The following is a 22,822-nucleotide window of genomic DNA, read 5'->3' on the forward strand; positions in this document are numbered from 1 at the left end:
TTGTCGTGCCTCAGCACTCCGTTCGTCCTGAGCCTGTCGAAGGACCCATAGGGCCTAAAGGCGGAAACTCCGGACTCTGATAGATCGTGCCAAGCACCCTTCGACTCCGCTCAGGGTGAACGGAGATCGAACACGTCAAACTCATTGAAACCATGTACTAGTATGAAACCTCTGTTGTCTATAGAACGCTATTTCAATACAGAAGCAGACACTCAGAGCAATATGGTCAACATACGACGCAGTGGCTCTGCCGCTCCCCACAACAGCTGATCACCCACAGTAAATGCCGTCAGATAGTCATGTCCCATATTCAATTTGCGCAGACGGCCCACCGGAATATCCAGACGGCCGGTGACCGCTGCGGGTGTCAACTGATGCATGGTCTCTTCCCGGTGGTTTGGAACCACGGACACCCAGTCATTGGCACCGGCAATCATCGCCTCAATATCCGCCATGGGGATATCGTTACGCAGCTTGATGGTCAATGCCTGACTGTGACAGCGCATGGCTCCAATGCGAACGCAGATACCATCCACAGGAACCGGTGCAGCCTGGTGCCCTAGAATCTTGTTGGTCTCGGACTGAGCCTTCCACTCTTCGCGGCTCTGGCCATTCTCCAGCTCTTTATCAATGTAAGGAATCAGGCTGCCTGCCAGTGGCACACCAAACTCACTCTGCGGAAGATCAGTACTTCTTAATAAGGAAGCAGTCTTACGATCAATATCCAGAATGGCACTGGCCGGATCAGCCAGCTCGGCAGCAACATTGCTCTGGATAGAGCCCATCTGGCTGATCAGCTCACGCATGTTTCTGGCACCGGCACCACTGGCGGCCTGATAGGTCATGGCACTGACCCACTCCACGGCATTGTGCTGAAAGAGCCCGCCGATGGCCATCAACATCAGGGAAACCGTGCAGTTACCACCGATAAAATTCTTAACACCGTCATTCAGCGCACGATCAATCACAGCACGGTTGACGGGATCAAGAATAATCACAGCATCGTCGTTCATCCGCAGGGAGGAAGCGGCATCAATCCAGTATCCCTGCCAGCCACTGTCACGCAATGGCTGAAAGACTTTGCCGGTATAATCGCCACCCTGGCAGGAAATAATAACGTCCATTTCTCTGAGAGCGTCTATATCATGGGCATTCTGAAGGTCGCCCACAGGCACACCAACATCGGGTCCGGGCTGACCCAGTTGCGAGGTGGTGAAGAAGACCGGCTCGACACCCTTGCCCTGTAAACGGGCAAAGTCGTTTTCTTCCTGCATACGCTCCATTAATACGGAGCCCACCATGCCTCGCCAGCCAACAAAACCTACTTTTTTCATACTGCGCTCCCCCGAAAAAACGGCCCCTGCCCAAAACAGACAACAGAAGCCGTCAACATTATATATTTGTTATGCATTTAACAAACAGTCAACAACCGCATCACCCATTGCAGCGGTGCCCACCAACTGACAACCTTCAGAGGCGATATCCCCGGTACGATAGCCTTTATTCAGAACATCGCTGACCGCTTTTTCAATGGCATCCGCTGCGACAGCTTCGGCCAACGAATAGCGAAGCAACATCGCCAGGGACAAAATCTGCGCCAGAGGGTTCGCCTTGTTCTCCCCGGCGATATCCGGTGCCGAACCATGCACCGGCTCATACATTCCCTGGTTCTTTTCGTTCAGGGAGGCTGATGGCAACATACCAATCGAGCCGGTCAACATTGCCGCACAGTCGCTGAGGATGTCGCCGAACATATTACCGGTCACCATCACATCAAACTGTTTCGGAGCCCGAACCAGCTGCATGGCGGCATTATCAACGTACATATGGCTCAGCTCAACATCGTTGTAACCGGCAGACTCGGCAATAACCACCTCCCGCCAGAGACCGGTCACTTCAAGCACGTTGGACTTGTCCACCGAACAGAGTCGTCCACCCCGCTTTCGGGCTGCCTCAAAAGCCACCCTGGCAATACGACGAATTTCAGACTCCCGGTAGACGTAGGTGTTATAACCTTCCCGTTCGCCATTTTCCAGGGTTCGGACGCCACGGGGCTCACCAAAATAGATGCCCCCGGTCAGCTCCCGCACAATAAGAATATCCAGACCAGCCACCAGCTCTGGCTTCAAACTGGACGCTTCGGCCAGTTGCGGGAAAAGAATGGCCGGACGAAGGTTGGCAAAAAGGTCCAGTTCAGCGCGAAGTTGCAACAGCCCTTTTTCAGGACGGTTCGCCATGGGTTGATCATCCCACTTCGGACCACCCACCGAACCGAACAGGATCGCATCGGCGTTCCTGGCCAGCGCCAGGGTTGCATCACTCAGCGGAACACCATATTGATCAATGGCCGCACCGCCCACCAGACCATGACTGACTTCAATATCGAGCCCAAAACGCAGTTTGGCCGCATCCAGTACTTTCAGGGCCTCAGCCATAATCTCAGGGCCGATGCCATCACCTGGAAGACATAACATCTGCTTGCTCATGAAAAGCTCCGCTGTTAATTATTTTTACTGGCGAACAGCCAGGGGTTATCTGCTTTATAACGCTGTTCGAAATGGCGGATCTGATCCGCATCCTGCAAGGTCAGGCCAATATCATCCAGACCGTTGACCAGGCAGTGACGACGAAATGCATCAATGCTGAATGGCAACTCTGCGCCATCAGGCTTAACCACCACTTCGCGCTGGAGATCCACCGCCAGCTGATACCCTTCATTCGCTTCCACTTCCTTGAACAGCTGCTCTACCACCTCGTCCGACAGGGTGATGGGGAGAATGCCGTTTTTAAAGCAATTGTTGTAAAAGATATCCGCAAAGCTTGGCGCGATCACACAGCGGAAACCAAAATCATCCAGGGCCCAGGGGGCATGTTCCCGGCTGGAACCACAGCCAAAATTCTGCCTGGCCAGCAGGATGGACACGCCCTGGTAACGGGGCTGATTCAGGACAAACTCCGGATTCAGTGGACGTTTAGCACAATCCTGCCCCGGATAACCTTCGTCCTGATAGCGGAGTTCATCAAACAGATTGACCCCAAAGCCGGTGCGTTTGATGGACTTGAGAAACTGCTTGGGGATGATCATGTCCGTATCCACATTGGCACGATCCAGGGGAGCCACTAAACCCTGATGAACGGTAAAAGCCTGCATGATTCTCCCCTTACACTACGGATGTCTGATGACGGACATCGACAAAATGGCCCGCAATGGCCGCCGCAGCCGCCATGGCCGGACTGACCAGGTGGGTTCGCCCGCCAAAGCCCTGGCGACCTTCAAAATTCCGGTTAGAGGTGGATGCACAGTGCTCGCCCTGCCCGAGCTTGTCGGCATTCATGGCCAGACACATGGAACACCCCGGCTCACGCCACTCAAGGCCAGCGGCCAGAAACACCTTATCCAGCCCTTCTGCCTCCGCCTGGGCCTTGACCAGACCCGAGCCCGGCACCACAAGAGCCTCTTTAACCGTGTCAGCCACCTGCTTGCCCTTTACCACAGCTGCCGCCTCACGCAAGTCCTCAATGCGCGAATTGGTACAGGAGCCGATAAACACCCGATCAACAGGAATGTCGGTAATCTTCTGGCCTGCGGTTAACCCCATATACTCCAGGGCACGGGCGTAGCCCTCTTTACGGGTTTCATCCGGCGCATCCTCCGGGGAAGGCACCCGGGCATCCACCGGCAACACCATCTCCGGGGAGGTTCCCCAGCTGACCTGTGGCTTTATCTCATCACCATTGAGCACAACGATTTGATCAAACACTGCATCACTGTCTGAATGAAGGGTTTCCCAAACCTTGACCGCCTGCTGCCACTGTTCTCCCATCGGAGCAAACGGCCTGCCCTGCACATAGTCAATGGTGGTCTGGTCAACCGCCACCATGCCTGCCCGGGCTCCGGCTTCAATGGCCATATTACAGAGCGTCATTCGCCCTTCCATGGTCATATTACGAATGACGTCGCCCCCAAACTCGATGGCAAAGCCGGTACCCCCCGCTGTACCGATACGGCCGATAATGGCGAGGATCACATCTTTCGGGGTGACTCCGGCGCCCAGGGAACCATCAACCCGAACCAGCATGTTCTTCATCTTCTTGGCCACAAGACACTGGGTCGCCAGTACATGCTCAACTTCCGAGGTTCCGATACCGTGGGCCAGTGCACCAAAAGCACCGTGGGTTGAGGTGTGCGAGTCACCGCAGACAACGGTCATGCCCGGCAGAGTCGCGCCCTGCTCCGGGCCAACCACATGAACAATGCCCTGGCGCTGATCCTGCATATCAAACTGGGTGATACCAAAATGATCACAGTTGTCATCCAGCGTCTTGACCTGGATTTTTGACACCGGATCCGCAATCCCTTCAATACCGTGCTGGCGCTCATTCAACGTAGTGGGTACATTATGATCAGGTGTGGCGAGGTTGGCATCCAGCCGCCATGGCTGTCGACCATTCATCTTCAGCCCCTCAAACGCCTGTGGTGATGTCACCTCATGGAGCAGCTGCCGGTCGATATAAATCAACGCGGATCCATCGTCACGCTGAAGCACAAGGTGGGCATCCCACAACTTGTCATAAAGCGTTTTACCCCTGCTTTTCACATCGAAAGCCTGGCCAGCCATTGAACCATCCTCATTGCTGCAATTAACAGAAAAAGACTGTTTTTTGTTTGATTTATGTGCAGTTTTATTACGATCTCTTTCGCGCACATGACACTTTAATGTGAACCAGACTGCGCTTCCCGATAGGCCCGCAACGATACGTCAACAAACCCTGGTATTTTTATCAATAATTTCAGCTTATCCCTAAAAATGCCTATCCTAGTCGCTCATAGAAAATTACTCAAATTCATCTTTTTTCTGGTTTTGATAACTTTCTGGAATCAAAGGACACCCAGATTGCTGATTCAGAAGCGTCTTATTAAAGAGCTTTACTACTTTTGCGAACAGGTTGACGGTTTTATGCCTAGAATAGGCTGGCTGAGAATAGTTTGAACATTAATGCCTTAGTGTGCTGGTAACTGAAAAGTCAGGAAACACCACTATGAATACTATCGGCCCATGCTCCATGTACTGCTCACAGCAAACCGGTCCTGCAGACGCCATCGATGCTTCAGCAACCGGTGATTTCGACGGGCGCTCTCTGGTCAGGACTAATTGCTGCGGGCGCACCGTTCACCTTGGGTGCATTGCTGAAATCCTGGAATGCAGGCCGGGCCGTGAACATGAAATTGCAGAAAGAAACTGTTGTCAATGTCCACCCTTCTTGAAACCGGCAGTGCCGTTGGAGCGTCTGGCCGGGGCCCGGAAAATTGAAACCTCACCCTATTGCGAACCTCTGGCACTTTGTGCCTGCCGACAAGCTTGCCGTGGGGATATGGACACGTTCAAGACACTATTGGCGCAGGAACCCGGCATTGCCCGACAGGATTTTCGTGAAGCCGTGACCGGTCAGGGTGTCCGGCTGTTACAGGTTGCTGTCAAGGCAGGCCAGGCGGAACTCACGCAACTTCTGCTCAAGTATTCTGCCGATATCAATGCCGCCGATCACCGGGGCAATACGGCCCTGCACCTGGCTACTGCCAGAGGCCATGACCAGTGCCTGAGGGAGTTACTGAAGCATGGGCCGGAACTTGATTGCAGGGACAATATCGGCTCTACCCCCCTGCATCTGGCCATCGAAAATAATAATGGCGAGTTTCTGAAACTATTGTTGGATTACGGCGCAGACCCGACGGTTGCCGATGATGATGGTCTCACCCCTCTGCACCTGGCTGCGAAAAAAAGCTACATCCATAACCTGCAACAGCTTCTGCAGGATAACAGGGTGGCCATCAATGCCGCTGACAAGTCGGGCAAGACGCCTCTGCACCACTCTGCCCTGAGTCCCTCGGAAGGTAGCATAGACTGCTTGCAACTGCTGATCACCCACCAGGCGAACGTGAATGCCGTTAATGAGTCCCTGTGCACGCCTCTGCACCATGCCGTCGTTTACAGCTCTGTCATGGGAAATAGGGAGAAGATGCTGTACCTGATAGACCATGGGGCGGATCTGGAAAGCAAAGATATCTCTGGCCAAACCCCATTGCACCGGGCGGTTGACTGGGGGCGTCTCGAGGTGGTGCAACTGTTAATCGCTCACCATGCGGATATCCACAGTACCGATAAGAATGGGATGACGCCGCTGCATCTGGCCATAAAAAATGACAATATCCATTGTCAGCAGCTGCTGACTGATGCATCCCAGCAACGCTGGGGTTGGGGTTGCTCTGTTCAGTGACTGCCCAAAATGTTGATGCACATCGTATGTCTCCATCGTTTTCCTGTTGACGGATCATCCTTACTCCCATTCCATGGGAACCACCTCATCACGTTTCATCATTTGCGTCTTTTTATCCTGTTCCCTCTTCCTGATGGTTTCAACGGCCGCCACGGCATGACCCAACGAGTGGCTTAAAAATGACTCACCGGCGCTGAAGCCAATACAAAATAAATTCTGACAGGCATTACTTTCCATCGTCTCAGGACAAAGATCCAGATAGCCATTACTTTGAGTCAGAGTAGACTTTAAAGTATCAGGAAAGAAGGGATAATCCACTTTTACCCCGGTCAACAGAGCAATATGATCAAATTCTAACTGGAAGTGCTGTTCCTCCGTCCCTGCCAATTCCTGAACAATATGGCACAACCGTTGTTTTTCAATGCCGACCAGCCTGCAGTCCAATCCCTGTTCATAACCAGCTTGATATTTTTCAGGGCATGCCATTGCCTCTGCCACCGAGTAATGGCGCTTTGATCTTTTATAATTCAGATGCTGGATCAACGGATGTCTTCCCCATTTACCCGGCTGGTTTTTCACACTTAAGGCTTCTTCTTTAATTTTGGCAGGCAGCAGATGGATAACTTTCATGCCTTTTTGCCAGGCTTCATAAATCGTATCACTAGCTGAATAACTGTTGCCAACCACTAAAACTTTACTGCCCGGTGCTAATTTATCCATCGCCCGGCAGGCCTCATGGGTCCAATGAGAGACATGGGGATTATCCCGCTCCCCGGGGATATTTAACAAGTTTGGCTTTTTCTTGCCGATCGCCAGCATTAAATAATCACACTGGATCTGGGTCTCCTGCCCGGCCGCTCCCCGAACGATAACTTCCCAGAAAAGGCCACTTTGCCAGACAGAACCGGCCTGAGTTGCAGAGACCACTCGCCCTGGAACTGCCCGGGATTCCGTCAATATTTTTTTTCCATAGTCCTGGTAATACTTGAGCAGAGATTCACCGTCGGTCACCACCCGCTGGCAAGGGCGTGGTGGAGGTGGCAAGGGAATTTTGCGTACATCACATTGTTCAATGGGATAGTCAGGCAATCCCATCTCACGGTAATCGCTCAATGTTTGCTGTGATGGTAGATAAGTGTTCCAACTCCCTCCCACGGGTTCGTCCGAGCACATCATCCAGTCCAGTTTTTGCCCACTATCAAAATGCCATTCCAGACAACGTTCATAGCTGTGCGTTTTTTTATCGTAGAGGGATGCAAACTTCTGCCCCGATATCATTTTAACGTCATTAGGGTTATGGCCCTGGGGAGACATATCATGAACCAGCACTTTTCGAGCGAGAAATGAATTTTTATTACTGCCAGTACACAGTCTTTCGTTATGGTAAAACTGCAACCCTTCCAATTGCTGCATGGCAAAAAGGCCGATAGGGCCAGCGCCAACCACAAGTACCTTCACCCGAACCTTCTGACCAGTGACATGGTTATTCCCAGAAGCAACAGCGGAAGACGGGGAACAGGGAAACGAACTTCTTAATGCATTCATGGCTGCCCGGGTAAAAAATATAACCTTTCCAATTGAATCAGGATAAAAGCAGCAATAATCAATCCTCGCCACCTGCCAATTGCAGGAGTATAGTTTACGCCCCGACCTTTTTAGAGATTATCGTTTATGTTCAAGGCGCTAGTACTGAACCAGCAGGACAACAACACTGTCGCTTCCATAGAACAACTGGATGAATCCACCCTGCCAGCCGGGGATGTTATTGTTGCTGTTGACTATTCATCACTGAATTACAAGGATGGCCTGGCCATCACCGGAAAGGGAAAAATTATCCGTGATTTTCCGATGGTTCCGGGTATCGACTACGCGGGTCAGGTCATTTCCTCAGGCGATGACCGCTACCAGCCAGGTGATTCCGTTATCCTCACCGGCTGGGGTGTTGGTGAGAACCACTGGGGTGGTATGGCCGAAAAAGCCAGCGTGCCTGCTAACTACCTGGTTTCCATGCCTGCTGGACTGGACAGCCGCAAGGCCATGATTATCGGTACTGCCGGCCTGACAGCCATGCTGTGTGTCATGGCGCTGCAAGACGCAGGTATTACTCCTGAGAAAGGTGAGATTCTGGTCACCGGTGCCAGCGGTGGTGTCGGCAGTGTTGCCATAACGCTGCTGGATCAGCTGGGTTACCAGGTGGTTGCCGCTTCCGGTCGCCCGGAAAACAGTGACTGGTTAAAGTCCATCGGGGCTGACCGGGTGATTGATCGTGCAGAATTGCTTGAACCCGCACGTCCGCTGGAAAAACAGCTCTGGGCAGGTGCCATTGACACCGTCGGCAGCAAGGTTCTGGCCAAGGTACTGGCACAGGTTGATTACCAGGGGGCTGTTGCCGCCTGCGGCCTGGCCGGTGGGTTTGATCTGCCAACCACGGTTATGCCTTTTATTCTCAGAGGCGTTAAGCTTCTGGGTGTTGATTCGGTCATGTGTCCGATTGAAAAACGTACGCAGGCATGGAACCGTATTGTTGAGCTGCTGCCAGAGTCCTTCTACAGCGACGCGGCCAAAGAAGTGTCACTGGATGCCGTGCCTGAACTCGCAGAGGCCATCACTAATGGACAAGTCACCGGCAGAACACTGATTAAGTTGTAATAACGCTCTCACCTTCTAAACTTCTTCAAGTCAGATGCGATCCTAGGAGGCTGTCCGAGAAGCATCTGACTTCCCTCCAAACGATGCGTACCAACTTTTTTATTTCTCAGTAACTGCCATTGAAAAGTAATGAAACACCGTCCGGTATTCTATGTGATTGGCCTGTTCCTGACAGCGTTGGCCAAGTTTATGCTGATTCCGGTCATCTATGATCTGCTGACCGGTGAGTCGAATATCTGGGAATTTGTCGCCGCTGCGGCCATTACGCTGATTAGCGGCGCAGCCCTGACCATCAATTTCAAACCAGAACACTTCAATATGAAGCCCAGGCAGGTATTTGTACTGACCACACTCTGCTGGGTGGCAGTATGCACTTTTGCAGCACTGCCCTTCTGGTTCAAACTTCCCGTCAGTTTCACCGATGCCTTTTTTGAAACCATGTCAGGTATTACCACCACCGGATCCACCATATTGACTGGTCTGGATCAGATGCCCCCCAGTGTGCTGATCTGGCGGTCACTGCTGCAATGGTTTGGCGGCATCGGTTTTATTGTGATGGCGGTTGCCGTTCTGCCCTTTCTCAAAGTGGGTGGTATGAGGTTGTTCCAGAGCGAATCGTCTGACTGGTCCGAGAAAGCCATGCCCCGTTCAGGCAGTATTGCCAAGGGTATCGTTACTGTCTATCTGATCATGACGGCTATCTGCGCGTACCTTTATTTCCTGGGTGGTATGACCGGCTTTGAGGCCATAAACCATGCCATGACCACAGTCTCAACCGGCGGATATTCCACCTCAGATGCATCCATGGGGTTATTTAAAAACCCGTTTATTATCTGGACCAGCACCATTTTCATGATACTTGCCAGCCTCCCTTTTGTTCTTTTTGTTCGCTGTATGCGGGGTGACGTTAACTGCTTTTACCAGGATACCCAGGTACAGGCCTTTATCGGTTTTCTGCTGATAGTCTGGCTGGTTCTGAGTGTCTGGTTATGCTGCCACTCTGACTACACCTTTCCCCAGTCACTCACCCTGGTCTCCTTTAATACCACCTCAACCATCACCACCACCGGCTTTGCCTACGGTGACTATACCCTGTGGGGTGGTCTTGCCAACCTCACCTTTTTCTTCCTGTTATTGGTGGGCGGTTGTTCAGGGTCAACTGCAGGAGGCATCAAAATTTTCCGGTTTCAAATTGGCGGCAAACTTCTGAACATTCAGTTAAAGCAACTGGTTCACCCCAGGGCCTGCTTTGTACAAACCTATAACGGCCAGCAAATCAGCAGTGACATACTCCGTTCGTTAATCGGTTTCAGTTTCTTCTTCATCCTGTTGATTGCTTTAATGAGTCTGTTACTGTCCCTCTGCGATCTTGACCCCATCACCAGTCTTTCCGGAGCCACGACAGCGGTTGCCAATGTCGGTCCCGGCCTGGGAGCCGTCATTGGTCCTGCAGGAAACTTCAGTTCTCTACCGGATGTCGCCAAGTGGCTATTAAGTGCCGGCATGCTGCTGGGCAGGCTTGAGGTGATTACCGTTCTGGTACTTTTTACGCCTGCTTTCTGGAAGGGCTGAGGGATTTACTCACGACAACCATGGCCAAAAGCCATAAACCTTCTGGTAACCTGGTCAACTCCTGCAGGAATCACATTCACCTTTGCCGTGAAAGATACGCGTTGTTTTTCTTTTTTGCGGGCATCCCTGGAAGGGTTCAGCCAATTAGCCAAAGAGCGCATCTGATCATCGCAATGTTTATTAAGATTTCGATACACATACGCCAGAGAGCTTAAATAAGCAGCCACATTGAGGCCTGCGGATGAGCTGGGTGTTATCTCAGGATGCGCTTTCAGTCTATCCAGACCCTGTTCGAAATTGCCATAAATATTAACCGGTATAAAACTTTTGACCTCAGGGAAACGGCCCAGATAGTGACGCAAACCTTTCAATAGCAACTCAGCGGCTTTTATTTCATCGCCAATAAGATGAAATCCCCAACCGGCAGAATGAAGAACCCATATATCATTTGGGAAACATCGACAGGCTTCCCGGGAAAAGCTCTCGACAGTATCCCGGTATCGGTGAGGAAGGTGATAATAATCCACAAACAGCGCATTCAACTCTCGCCAGTAATCCCGCCCATTTTTCGCGCTTCCTGACTCTGAAGGTGTAGCATGAGCCTTATCCTGTCTGGCTTTTATTGACGGGTAAGGTCGAGCAGCTGGACAGGATTGAAAAGATTCTGTTTTTTCTGCCGACAGGGAAGAACGGGAAGGCGTTGCATGATGTTCGCCCCCCCGTTTAGCTTTGTTTTTTCGATTAACTTTGTGCTTTTTACTGCTGGCGGCTTTAGATTGTGATTCAACGTCAGACTGCATGGAGCTGACATCAATATCATCCATGTTTGCCATAATCAGCATATAGTCGGCAGCCTTGTGCTCATAGTACTCCTCCCGCCATTTAATATCTTTGGCTCTGTAATAGTCAGCAGCACTTATGCAGCCCTGAACAATAGCACCGTTATCACCCAGCTTTTCCAGACAGGTAATCCATTCTTCGTATAAAGGTACCTGGCTTTCCCCGCTGACCAAAGACTGGTAAATTCGGCTTGCTGCATCAATAGCGCCGGATTTTTCTTCGCACCTGGCCAGCATATATTGCTTCAATACGCCTGCGGAAGGCTGTAGATAGGAAAAGCAATCGTAACAGTCAAGCAATTTGCGAGCATCCTCCCCGGATCTTTCCAAAGCGCACACTGTTGCGGAAAACAAAAACTGCAACAGCCCAAGATACTCGGTATATTTTTTCATATCACTCAAACCCGTTTGCTGATATCTCTGACAACCATTTTTTACACGGGAAATCAGCATTTCCAGGTCAATTTCTTTTCCTGCCAGCAAACTGAATTGTAAAGTATGAATATCTGATTCATCATCCCCGCGTTTCTTTTTCATTTCCAGAAATTGTTTTTCCTGTTCAGTTACACCAGGCATTTGCTGTAAACATTTCAATGCCAACTTCACAGGTAGCTCAGGACTAAAGAATGGTGCACAACGCTCACTGCCATCCAAATTCACGCAGCAGGCGATAATATTAAAAACATAATAAAGATCCCACCCTACGTACCAAAACTCTGATACAAACCCCACATCATCCCCGCTAAGTACAATTTTGTAGATTAGCTCAATAATTCCTCCACACTGATTCTTTACGACTTCGGTTAATACCATATTTGTTTCAGCACACTGATCACTTAACACTTTATGAATAATGAAAAACATACAATTCATAAAATATCGAGAGCTGTAAAAATCAGACAATATCTCAAGAATGCAAGCAATATCCTGCTGCCGTATTTCTTTTCCAGTATTGATTGCATATAAGATTCGCACCGTAAGATACTCCAGCTCACTCAACTTTTTATCTTCTTCAGCTTTTAATTCCCTCTTCTTTTTTCTCAGTTGGGCAACGGTCATTTTTTTCCTGGAAACAGGACCCAGCTTATCTTCATTAAACGCTGGCCCTTTTTCCATAACACCGATGGCTTTTACCAGGAGAAGGTATTCCTGAGACCCGGTATCAAAAAAAGCAGAACTGAAACCTGAAGAACCAAGGTAATTATTAGTGAATTTGGGCTCTACAGTGCGTCTGGAAAGGCTGTCAGTCACCGTAGCGTGAGCTGGATCCTGTTGGCTTTGTAAAAGCGTGTCATGTGTTTCAGACTTGTTAATCCCGGCACCTGAGGACGCAGGTTCACAGCGGAACAAGTTATATTCTGAGGGAATCATAATAATTCATTAATCCATTAGGTAATGGCTCATCATCAGCTGTGCCAAGCACAACGCACTGGCCAATAAACGCATATAAAAACAGATTTTGCAGACTCAGTGATGGTATAATCTACACAAATCTGACAATAATGGCGGGATGTGTTTACATCCAGCAATTATCGTTACTAACCGTTACATTTTCCTGCTCAGAATTTCACCAAAAATGATCTGGATCAATTTTGGTCTTCCAAGCCATCCTGTAACATTTGGTTTCTTGTTGTCTACATTTCATCCAGCTGTTGAGAATACGTTCCGTGCCGATGAACTCCACCTTGAATATGCACCTGATCAGCCAGATCCGTGATCGTGCCCAGCGCAACCCGGAACATATTGCCATGCGCTTCGTCACTCAAAGCGCTGATCAGGATGCTCATCAGTGGCAGGAAGTCAGCTGGCATCAGCTCAGCAAAAAGATTGACCAGGCTTCCCGCGCACTGTTAAAGCAAAACCTGCAGGTACAGGCGAAAGTGGGCATATGGTCCCAGAACATGCCTCAGTGGACCGTAGCCGACCTGGCCTGCCTTCAGGCACGACTGGTTACCGTACCGCTGTACCCCACCAGCACCACCGAGCAGGTCAGATACATTCTGGATGAGACAGAAGCCAGTCTGCTGTTTGTGGGTGAACAGGCACAATACCATAGTGCGCTTGAGTTACTGGCCCGGTCATCCACATTAAAGACCATAGTTATCTTTGACCGCTCGGTTGATATTAGCAGCTGCCCGCAGGCTATCTACTTTGACGACTTTATCCAGCACGGTGTTGAACCGGCCATTCTTGAAGAAAGGCTGAATTCCCGTTGCATGGAAGACCTGTTCACCCTGATCTATACCTCAGGCACCACGGGCGAGCCCAAAGGCGTTATGCTGGACTATGCCAATATGGCAGCCAGCTTCCGTGGCCATGACCAGATCATCCACCTGGACAGCCTGGACACCTCGCTGTGCTTCCTGCCGCTGAGCCATATTTTTGAGCGTGCCTGGAGTTTTTACGCCCTTGCCCGTGGCGTTACCAATGTCTATCTCAAAGAGCCCCATCAGGTCAGTGAAGCGCTGAAAACCGTTAAGCCGACGGTGCTTTGTGCCGTTCCCAGATTCTTTGAAAAAGTCTATACAACCATTCACAGTAAAGTTGCCACAGCCCCCTTTATTCGTCGTATGATTTTTAAAACTGCGGTTAGCATTGGCAACGCCCACATGGAATACCGCCGCAAAGGTGTTGAGGCACCTGCTTATCTGGAGAAGCTCAACCGTATCGCCGACAAAATGGTGTTCAGCAAAATTCGCGCGGGCCTGGGCGGTAATATCCGGTTTATGCCCTGTGGCGGCGCTCGTCTTGATGACGACATCAACCGTTTCTTCCATGCCATTGGTATTGATGTGAAAGTGGGTTACGGCATGACGGAAACTGTGGCAACCGTGACCTGTTTCCGTGATACTGAATTTGAGTTTGGTTCCTGTGGTATTCCTTTACCGGGCATACAGGTGCGCATCGGTGCAGAAGGTGAAATTCAGGTTAAAGGCGACAACGTCATGCGCGGCTATTACCAAAAGCCGGAAGAAACCGCAAAATCCTTTACTGCGGACGGCTGGCTGCACACCGGCGATGCCGGTCTGATCGATGAGAGCGGTGCGCTGCGTATGACCGAACGCATCAAGGAGTTGATGAAGACCTCCAACGGTAAATACATCGCACCACAATACATCGAAGGCACGCTGACCAAAGACCGCTTTATCGAACAGATTGCCATTATTGCCGATGCCAGAAACTACGTAACGGCATTGATTGTTCCTGCCTTTGAAGCTCTGGAAGAACACGCCAAGGCGCTGAACCTGAAATACCAGAACCACAGGGAACTGATTCAGCACAACAGCATTCAGGAACTGATTCAGGAGCGGGTCAATAAAATCCAGCAAGGGCTGGCTAAATTTGAACAGGTGAAGAAATTTACGCTGTTGCCCAAAGAGTTCTCCATCGAGCTGGGTGAGATCACGCCAACCCTGAAACTGCGTCGTAAAATTATTATGAAGCGATTTAAGAAAGAGATTGAGGCCATGTACACTCCCAGCAAAGCCTGATAACTATCCCTTGTAAATATCACAACAAAGGCATCTGAACGGATGCCTTTTTTTAACGCTGTTATTTTTTAACCGACCGACACCCGTCCAGCAACGCATCATTCAATGAAGGATAAAATTTCACCACACCTTCTACAGGCTCAACGCCGGCCCGGGCCAGGTTTTTTAATGGCTGGAACTGTAATTCACTGATCAATAGCCGGGTATGGTGCTTCCTGCACTGTTCAATCAATCGCGTGAGGGCCGAGAGACCGCCCGCATCCAGCAGATGGACATTTTCCATCTGTAAAATAATCGTATGTTTATCCTGGCTTAAACGACTGATCTCTCCAAAAACATGATCAGCAGCGGCAAAAAACAGCGGTCCCTCGATGCGCAGGACGGCCGTTGTTGGCGCTACTGGCGTATCTACATAGCGTTTGTCCCTGGTGATATCCCTGACCTGGATCATCTCAGCGACTTCTTTCATAAACAGCAATGCGGCCAGTACCACACCAACGCTGATGGCAATGACCATATCAAAGACAACCGTCAGGAAAAAGCAGACCAGAAAAACCAGCACATCACTGCGCGGAGCCGTTTTCAACAGGTGCACCGCTTTAGGTGCTTCGCTCATGTTCCAGGCAACCACCAGCAGCAAAGCAGCCATCGCAGACATGGGAATACAGGCAAGAATACCGGTCAGTGCTACCAGCGCCAGCAGCACAACCAGGGCATGGACCATCCCTGCTACCGGGCTCTGTGCCCCGGCCTTGACGTTGGCGGCTGATCGGGCAATGGCGGCAGTGGCTGGAATCCCGCCAAAGAATGGCGCAACCATGTTGCCAATGCCTTGCCCTAACAGCTCACTGTTTGCACTGTGTCGTTTACCCGTCATGCCATCCAACACGACGGCACACAACAGCGATTCGATAGCCCCGAGCATGGCAATGGCAAAAGCGGAAGGAAGCAGGGCCTGAACCAGTGACCAGCTGATACCAGATGGCTGACCATCGACACCCGCCTGCATCCACGGCCAGGCAAACTCGGGAAGGACCGGAGGAATCCCCATACCCATGGAGCCATCAGGTAGCAGGTACTGGAATCGGCTACCAATCGTTTCAACATCGAAACCATAATGGCCCATGATCAGAGCGAGTAAACTGCCAAGAATCACCGCCGGTAAATGAGCGGGAATGGGCAACCTTAACCGGGGCCACAACAACATCACGGCCAGTGTCACGATGGCAATCAGCAGGCTTGGCCAATGGGTGCTGCCCACTCCATTGACCAGAGCTGTTACTTTTTCCCAATAGTGCTCAGGCATGGCACTGATGGTCATACCAAAGAAATCTTTCAGCTGCAGTGTGGCAATCACAACACCAATACCAGCGGTAAATCCCAGTGTGATCGACTCCGGTATATACTGAATCAGACGTCCAAGGCGCATGAGAGCCATCAGCACCAGAATGATGCCTGACATAACCGTTGCCAGCAGCAAGCCAGCAAGACCGAATTTTTCTGCAATAGGAAATAACAGCACCACAAAGGCAGCGGTGGGGCCGGATATGCTGTAACGGGACCCGCCCAGCAAGGCGATAATAAATCCGCTGATGATCGCCGTATAAAGACCGTACTGTGGCGCAACACCACTGGCGATGGCCAGCGCCATGGATAACGGGATGGCAATAATTCCGACGGTTAGTCCCGCCAGCAGGTCGCTGGCAAAACGTTTGCCAGTATACTTGTCGGCAATGCAGGCCTGACTCAGGGCATGGCAGAGCTTCAGTGACAACAGATGGGCTCGATGTGGCACGATAATGGCCTGTTCAAGAGAAGAGGAAGAAGAAAGGCGCAGTATAATATGCCTAAATCCAGACAGCGGCTATGCGTATTATGTGCTGCAAAAGATTTTCCTTCTCACTGGACAGCGGCAGGAACCATTGCTGAAAACGATGACCAACCGGGCTATCTGCTGCCCATTGGCGACGGACTGACTCCCTCACGCATCGTGCGAACCTGAATCAACCGCCCCATTGTGCTTGTATCACTGCCCCGGAACAGTGATAGCACTACCAAACAAACTCAATATTCAAAACCTGAACCTGCGTTTACACTTTGCAGGAGTTGAATGATAGTTTGGTAAGATTCAACCTTATTGATAGCGGCAAAGTCATTCAGGTGATCCACATGATAAATTGCCCTGTCGAGAAGGACTTGTGCAACTTTAAGAGGGGTATGTACTGCAGTATTGAGGGCATTAACATCAGCTTTTGCAGCAATCAGGCGTTCAACAATCTCTGGCTGACAATTTTCAACTGCAATGTGAAGAGGGGTACCCCCGTTTGTTGAATTTGTTTTATATCTGTCAAACGCTTTATCGGGGGGGAACGGGATCTCCCCGTCTGAGACACAGGCATTGACATTAGCGTTTTCGTCAATCAAGAGCTGAACAATGGATGACTCACCTTTTTTAACCGCAAGATGGAGGGCGGTCCACCTATATTCTCCCATAGTGGCATTGACATCAGCATTTGCTGCAATCAGCGTTGCAACGCTTTCAGGCTGGCATTCGCAGACTGCACGGTAAAGTGGAGTCATACCACGATCGTTAAGGCCGTTAACGTCAGCGCCTCTGGTAATCATGGCTTTGATAATATCTGTCTGACCGCATTCAACCGACCGGAAAAAGGCGAGCTGACTGGACCCCAGGCATTGAAGTTTATGAAGAGCAACCCCCCTGGTATTGGCCAACAATTTGTCGAATAAAGCCCAGTCATTGATTTCAATCAATGCACTAAGCAGCTCTGCACGTGCCCCTTCGCAGGGGGCCTCAGTATCACAAGTTGCATTGGCTAAAGAACAAATTATGGATTTCGTCAGTTTCCCCTCACTTTTTGCCCAGCTGAGCAGTGTCTTGCCTTCACCAATGAGTACTTCGATGTCGGCACCGGCAACGGCCAGATCGTTAACAGCCTGTTCCTGCCCGGCTTCAATGGCACAGTGCAGGGGAGTTTTCCCGTAGCTTGTTATTTGCGCATCGCTTCCATGGTATTCGAGAGTGGATCCCAAAGGGAGGCCCTGCCACTTTTCCACCGAAGCCAATAAAACGTTCCAATCACGCCTGTCTTGGATTTGACTGGGCGTTTCCATCACATTTGCCTGGTAATTGATATTTGCACCATTTTCAAGCAAGAACCAGATGGTATCGAGATGCCCGAATTGCGCCGCAAAATGGAGTGGAGTCATACCTCTTGTGAGGGCGTTGACGTTAGCACCATGGCGGACAAGATGCTCTAAAGTCGCTACATCACCTTTGATGGCAGCGCAATGGAGGGGAGTTAGCCCATCTTCGGTGCTGTCATTGACATTTACACCGAGGGCAAGCAGGCCACTGATAGCGTCAGGCCGACCTTTTGCAGCTGCCACCAGGAGCGGCGTCTCATCAGGTGATAAACAATGGGTAACGCTATGATTGCATCCCGGGCAAGTGGTATTCTTTGGGACTTCCAGAAATTCTTCCATGCACATCTTATGGTAGCTATGGGTACAGGGAAACATAACAACAGTACGCTGATCACCCAGATTGCCAAAACAGAAATTGCATTTTTCAATTTCCGGATTATCCCCTTTAGAGACTACCGAATCAGCGGGTGTCATCACGCCCTGCAGAGAGACGTTTAATTCTAAGCCATGCATAACTTTTAACTCATGTTGCATTAGTAAAATTTGAACGATAGTACGTAAAATACTGGACAATCGGCCAAATGTTATTGTGTTTGTCCATTAAATGACGCAAAAGTTCCCGTTCAATATTTCTTATAAATTAAGCAGGTGAGCAGCATGCCTGTATTAAACGAATAAAATGAACCATGCGGCATCTTATTGCCGTGCAGATTCTTACATTCTCTCTTTGACGTATTGGTTGACCCTTTTGTGTTTTCATTATCAAAACCATTGATTGTGTCATTATATTGATCATTTCCGCCCTATCCCAGCATCAAATCACAAAGCGTTGGTTTTATTGACTACAGTTAGTACTTATCAAGTCCAAAGGAATGCTGGAGAAATACTATGGATAGCTCGAGAGTTGCTGGTTCGACACTACAAAATGTTCAAGTACCGCCATCCGATGCTTCTATCAACGGTGCCACTCCCGTTAAAAAATCCTTTCTGGGTAAGTTAGTGACAACCTTTAAAGGTACGAAAGAGCCAGGTCTGAGCAGGGCTTATGACAATGATTATCTATCTAAACCAAAGAAAGTAATTACAAAGTTGTTTAGCCGAAAAATCCAACAAACCAATTGGGGAAGGGTAAATTATTTTCAGCAGCAGAGAGTCAGTAAAATACAAGGTCAAGATGGAAAATCAGACTCAGCAAATTCCGCAAAGGCATACAATGAACTGGTTTCTAAAGTAAAAGAAAGTAAGAAAGAAGTTGAGGCACTTGAGAATAAGGTCAAAGAGTTTGAAAGTTCATATTCAGATGCTTTGAAATTATTTAATAAAGGCAGTTTTAATGATAAAGACCTAAATAAAGTAAAAAATCTAAAAATTCCAACCAGTAGCGGTTCAAAAAACATAAAAATCAACTCAAGCGGTAAAGGCCAGATAAAATCACAAGTCAATAATATTAAAGAGCAATTCCAGAACTCCGAAACACAGGATTGTTTTAACAAGCACTGTGATAATAAGGACAAGTTGACTGAAGCAAAAGAGGCTCTCCACAAGCTGGAAGGACAGATTTCCTCTGCTTACGGTAAGATAAGCAGGGAACTGGGCGCGGCAGCGAGCAAAGAATACCAACAGGAAATGGCAAATGCCAAAAAGGCAATGAAAGCTGACATAGCGAAGCAAGAAGCAGATTATAAAAATAGAATTGCAGAACTTAAGCAGAGTTATCACCAGAATATTGAAAAAGGGGGCCAGAAAGCGGTTCATGTTAATTCCAGTCTGGATAAGTACAAGGCGAACAAGAATCTGTTCAAGGATCGAAAAGAGAGAAATATTGCCAACGCAAAAAAGGCTTACAAAGTTCGTATGGAAGAAATCAAGAAAGCTCGCGCAACGAACCGACAAGTTGCACAAAACTTAATCAAACCAAAACAAGCCACAACACCATCTGTCATGCCCGTAGATATTGAAAATGGGGCCAGCAAACTGTTAGAAAAATTCAACACTCCTGGTTATGTAGAAGGTGAGCAATGGCAGGATGATATCAAAGCAATCCTTGATCGTGGTGATCTTGATGGTTTGGAAACGGTCGAAAAAACTCTAAAACAGTGGCAAGCAAACCAGAGCCAGAGTGCTTTCAAAGAAGTATTGAAATTTATTAAGCTTGAGAGAGCTATCAAATTGGCTCGCCGATGATCTGAAAGTCCTGTCCGTGTAAAGACTCAGCATGAACATTCAGGCCAGTATCCAATTCGTTTACTGGCCTTTTTTGTGCTTTACACAACCGGTATCGGACTAACGACATCGGCATTCTGTGCCCGGTGCCGCAGAAAATGATCCATCAGGGTAATCGCCATCATCGCTTCAGCAATGGGTACTGCGCGAATACCCACGCAGGGATCATGGCGCCCCTTGGTGACGACCTCCACTGGCTCGCCCTGACTATTAATCGACTTTCCTGCGGTGGTAATACTGGATGTTGGCTTCAGGGCAATATGAGCAACCACGTCCTGCCCGGTACTGATACCACCCAGGGTGCCACCCGCATGGTTGGAAAGGAAGCCATCCGGGGTAATCTCATCCCGGTGTTCTGTACCTTTCTGGCTGACACTGGCAAACCCGTCACCTATTTCAACGCCTTTGACCGCATTAATGCTCATCAGTGAATGGGCCAGATCCGCATCAAGGCGGTCAAAAACCGGTTCACCAAGCCCTGGCGGAACACCGGTTGCCATCACGGAAACACGAGCGCCCACGGAGTTACCTTCGGCACGAAGGCTGGTAATCAACGCTTCCATTTCCGGGACTTTGTCCGCATCTGGCGAGAAGAACGGGTTGTTTCTCACTTCATCCCAGTCCAGCTTCTCGACCTGAATATCGCCGATCCGGGACAGCCAGCCAAACACTTCAATCCCCCTGGACAGCAGGAACTTGCGTGCAATAGCGCCAGCCGCCACTCGCATGGCCGTTTCCCTGGCGGATGAACGGCCACCACCGCGATAATCCCGGACACCGTATTTATGGGCATAGGTGTAATCCGCATGACCGGGTCTGAACAGATCCTTGATATTGGAGTAATCCCTGGAGCGCTGATCCTGGTTTTCAATTAACAGGCCGATGGGGGTGCCGGTGGTCACCCCTTCAAAAACGCCGGAGAGGATTCTGACCTGATCCGGCTCACGACGCTGGGTGGTGAATTTGGAGGTACCGGGCTTACGACGATCCAGGTCAACCTGAAGATCCGCTTCTGTTAAGGGCAACCCCGGGGGACAACCGTCAACAATACAGCCCAGTGCCAGACCGTGGGATTCACCAAAGGTAGTTACCTTGAACAATTGTCCTATACTATTTCCTGCCATACTTGAGCGATCTCATTGTTATTTTCAGAAAATTCCCAAAATGGTTAAAAGCCCCTTACAGGGCTTTTAACCGATTTTTGAACAAAGACTGATATTTTCTGCAATCTTCAGCGGACAGCACCAGAACACCATGACCGCCTTTTTCGAAATCAGGCCAGACAAACGGTACTTCCGGATACTCATCCTGTAAAGACCACTGACTGTTGCCAACTTCCAGCACCAGCAGCCCCTGGTCATCCAGGTAATCAGCTGCCTGCGCCAGAATGGTACGGGCGAAATCAAGCCCGTCATCTCCGGCGGCCAGACCCAGCTCGGGTTCGTGGGTGAACTCTTCCGGCATATCGGACATATCTTCAGCATCCACATAGGGTGGATTACTCAGAATCAGTTGATACCTGGGACGCTCTGGCAAAGCATCCAGAAAATCAAACAGATCCGACTTAATGGCCTGCACCCTGCCCCAGAGTTCGTGGCGATCAATATTGATGTTAGCCACTTCCAGGGCATCTTCAGAAATATCCAGCAGATCCACCTGGGATTCAGGAAAAGCATGGGCTGCACCAATGCCAATACACCCGGAACCGGAGCACAGATCAAGCACACGGCTGATCTCTACATCCCCCAGCCACGGCTGGAACTGCTGGAGAATCAGCTCGGCAATGGGAGAACGGGGGACCAGCACCCGCTCATCCACATAAAATGGCATATCACAGAACCACGCCTGATTGACCAGATAGGCCAGGGGTTTACGACTGACCGCCCGCTCTTCAATCAGGTTGGCCAGTTTTTCACGCTCACGATGGGTTAAACGACTGTCAAGATATTGGTCTGGAAGATCCCAGGGCAGCTGCAATACCTGGAAAACCAGATGCAGGGACTCATCCAGCGCATTATCACTGCCATGACCAAAGAACAGCCCCGCCTCATTAAAGCGGGTTGCTCCCCAGCGTACAAAGTCTCGAATAGACACCAGCCCTTCGCAGGACTCATTGGAACCTGTCACATTTGCTCCTTCGGATTCGTAACGCCCGGAATTTTTACGCTGGGCCGAACCCTTACTGCCTTATATAGGCGGCATAAAATAGCATATTCCCTGCTCAGGGGTAACGGCTGTTTAACAGATAGCAGACAACCTGTGGTGATCATCAATCGGAGAGAAAATAATCAATCGTTTCCGGCTTAACATCATTCAGGGATACGTACCAAGGACTAAACCGCTTTGCACTAATTGATGAGTATCTGCTCAGAATACGGAAGATAGCTTTTCCCTGAAATACGACAAGTGCCAAAATGAGTAGTAGGATGAAGGTATTCTGTGTTTTTTTCAGCATAGCCATAGCGTCCAAAGCATTATGTACTGTGTCGTTTATGAAGAGCTTTAATAAACGAATATTGATGTCTATATATTAGTCGTTTACTTACACGTCACAGGATATTTTCGAGAAAAAGTGTCCGAAGCCTTGTGAACTTTTTTTAAAAAAAA

General features: G+C 49.7%; 16 protein-coding genes. 6 read left to right on the forward strand and 10 right to left on the reverse strand.

Features of this window, described 5'->3' with window-relative positions:
- Nucleotides 1-212 precede the first annotated feature (212 nt).
- From asd to leuC, 4 genes are all read right to left on the reverse strand, one after another.
- The gene (gene asd, locus ACO6VE_RS03140) at nt 213-1,334 is read right to left on the reverse strand and encodes an aspartate-semialdehyde dehydrogenase (protein ID WP_422459643.1); all 1,122 of its coding nucleotides are present in this window, start codon (nt 1,332-1,334) and stop codon (nt 213-215) included.
- A gap of 69 nt (nt 1,335-1,403) precedes the next feature.
- Nucleotides 1,404-2,486 (reverse strand): 3-isopropylmalate dehydrogenase, encoded by a 1,083-nt coding sequence (gene leuB / locus ACO6VE_RS03145; RefSeq protein ID WP_422459645.1) that lies wholly within the window; start codon nt 2,484-2,486, stop codon nt 1,404-1,406.
- A gap of 14 nt (nt 2,487-2,500) precedes the next feature.
- The gene (gene leuD, locus ACO6VE_RS03150; protein ID WP_422459647.1) at nt 2,501-3,151 is read right to left on the reverse strand and encodes a 3-isopropylmalate dehydratase small subunit; all 651 of its coding nucleotides are present in this window, start codon (nt 3,149-3,151) and stop codon (nt 2,501-2,503) included.
- Between the two features lie 10 nt (nt 3,152-3,161).
- Nucleotides 3,162-4,619 (reverse strand): 3-isopropylmalate dehydratase large subunit, encoded by a 1,458-nt coding sequence (leuC, locus tag ACO6VE_RS03155; protein WP_422459649.1) that lies wholly within the window; start codon nt 4,617-4,619, stop codon nt 3,162-3,164.
- Between the two features lie 421 nt (nt 4,620-5,040).
- On the opposite strand from leuC, the gene ACO6VE_RS03160 reads away from it, so the two are divergent.
- Complete coding sequence (locus ACO6VE_RS03160) at nt 5,041-6,276, forward strand: ankyrin repeat domain-containing protein (RefSeq protein ID WP_422459651.1); 1,236 nt, start codon at nt 5,041-5,043, stop codon at nt 6,274-6,276.
- 60 nt (nt 6,277-6,336) lie between these two features.
- On the opposite strand, the gene ACO6VE_RS03165 is transcribed toward ACO6VE_RS03160, so the two are convergent.
- Nucleotides 6,337-7,734 (reverse strand): NAD(P)-binding domain-containing protein, encoded by a 1,398-nt coding sequence (locus tag ACO6VE_RS03165; RefSeq protein ID WP_422459653.1) that lies wholly within the window; start codon nt 7,732-7,734, stop codon nt 6,337-6,339.
- Between the two features lie 213 nt (nt 7,735-7,947).
- On the opposite strand from ACO6VE_RS03165, the gene ACO6VE_RS03170 reads away from it, so the two are divergent.
- Both ACO6VE_RS03170 and ACO6VE_RS03175 read left to right on the forward strand, forming a co-directional pair.
- On the forward strand, nt 7,948-8,925 hold the full coding sequence (locus ACO6VE_RS03170) for an MDR family oxidoreductase (protein WP_422445719.1): 978 nt from the start codon (nt 7,948-7,950) through the stop codon (nt 8,923-8,925).
- A 129-nt stretch (nt 8,926-9,054) separates the two neighbouring features.
- Entirely contained in the window at nt 9,055-10,497 is a 1,443-nt protein-coding gene (locus tag ACO6VE_RS03175; RefSeq protein WP_422459655.1) for a TrkH family potassium uptake protein, read from the forward strand.
- A 5-nt stretch (nt 10,498-10,502) separates the two neighbouring features.
- Here the strand turns inward: ACO6VE_RS03175 and ACO6VE_RS03180 are convergent, their stop codons facing one another.
- On the reverse strand, nt 10,503-12,707 hold the full coding sequence (locus tag ACO6VE_RS03180) for a hypothetical protein (protein WP_422459657.1): 2,205 nt from the start codon (nt 12,705-12,707) through the stop codon (nt 10,503-10,505).
- A gap of 302 nt (nt 12,708-13,009) precedes the next feature.
- On the opposite strand from ACO6VE_RS03180, the gene ACO6VE_RS03185 reads away from it, so the two are divergent.
- Nucleotides 13,010-14,827 carry an AMP-dependent synthetase/ligase gene (locus ACO6VE_RS03185; RefSeq protein WP_422459717.1) on the forward strand — a complete coding sequence of 606 codons (1,818 nt, stop codon included), beginning with the start codon at nt 13,010-13,012 and terminating at the stop codon, nt 14,825-14,827.
- 61 nt (nt 14,828-14,888) lie between these two features.
- On the opposite strand, the gene dauA is transcribed toward ACO6VE_RS03185, so the two are convergent.
- Nucleotides 14,889-16,622: a C4-dicarboxylic acid transporter DauA gene (gene dauA, locus ACO6VE_RS03190; RefSeq protein ID WP_422459659.1), complete on the reverse strand. Its 1,734-nt coding sequence runs from the start codon at nt 16,620-16,622 to the stop codon at nt 14,889-14,891.
- A 48-nt stretch (nt 16,623-16,670) separates the two neighbouring features.
- On the opposite strand from dauA, the gene ACO6VE_RS03195 reads away from it, so the two are divergent.
- Nucleotides 16,671-16,829: a hypothetical protein gene (locus tag ACO6VE_RS03195; RefSeq protein WP_422445728.1), complete on the forward strand. Its 159-nt coding sequence runs from the start codon at nt 16,671-16,673 to the stop codon at nt 16,827-16,829.
- 62 nt (nt 16,830-16,891) lie between these two features.
- Here ACO6VE_RS03195 and ACO6VE_RS03200 read toward each other — a convergent pair whose 3' ends face one another.
- Nucleotides 16,892-18,505 (reverse strand): ankyrin repeat domain-containing protein, encoded by a 1,614-nt coding sequence (locus ACO6VE_RS03200; protein WP_422459661.1) that lies wholly within the window; start codon nt 18,503-18,505, stop codon nt 16,892-16,894.
- A 375-nt stretch (nt 18,506-18,880) separates the two neighbouring features.
- Between ACO6VE_RS03200 and ACO6VE_RS03205 the strand changes: the two genes are divergently transcribed.
- Nucleotides 18,881-20,176, forward strand: coding sequence for a hypothetical protein (locus tag ACO6VE_RS03205; RefSeq protein WP_422459663.1), 1,296 nt, complete (start codon nt 18,881-18,883; stop codon nt 20,174-20,176).
- 80 nt (nt 20,177-20,256) lie between these two features.
- Here the strand turns inward: ACO6VE_RS03205 and aroC are convergent, their stop codons facing one another.
- Nucleotides 20,257-21,339 (reverse strand): chorismate synthase, encoded by a 1,083-nt coding sequence (aroC, locus tag ACO6VE_RS03210; protein WP_422459665.1) that lies wholly within the window; start codon nt 21,337-21,339, stop codon nt 20,257-20,259.
- 55 nt (nt 21,340-21,394) lie between these two features.
- Complete coding sequence (prmB, locus tag ACO6VE_RS03215; protein ID WP_422459666.1) at nt 21,395-22,342, reverse strand: 50S ribosomal protein L3 N(5)-glutamine methyltransferase; 948 nt, start codon at nt 22,340-22,342, stop codon at nt 21,395-21,397.
- Nucleotides 22,343-22,822: the final 480 nt, after the last annotated feature.

The organism is Endozoicomonas sp. ALB115, from assembly GCF_049310245.1.
Classification (GTDB): domain Bacteria; phylum Pseudomonadota; class Gammaproteobacteria; order Pseudomonadales; family Endozoicomonadaceae; genus Endozoicomonas.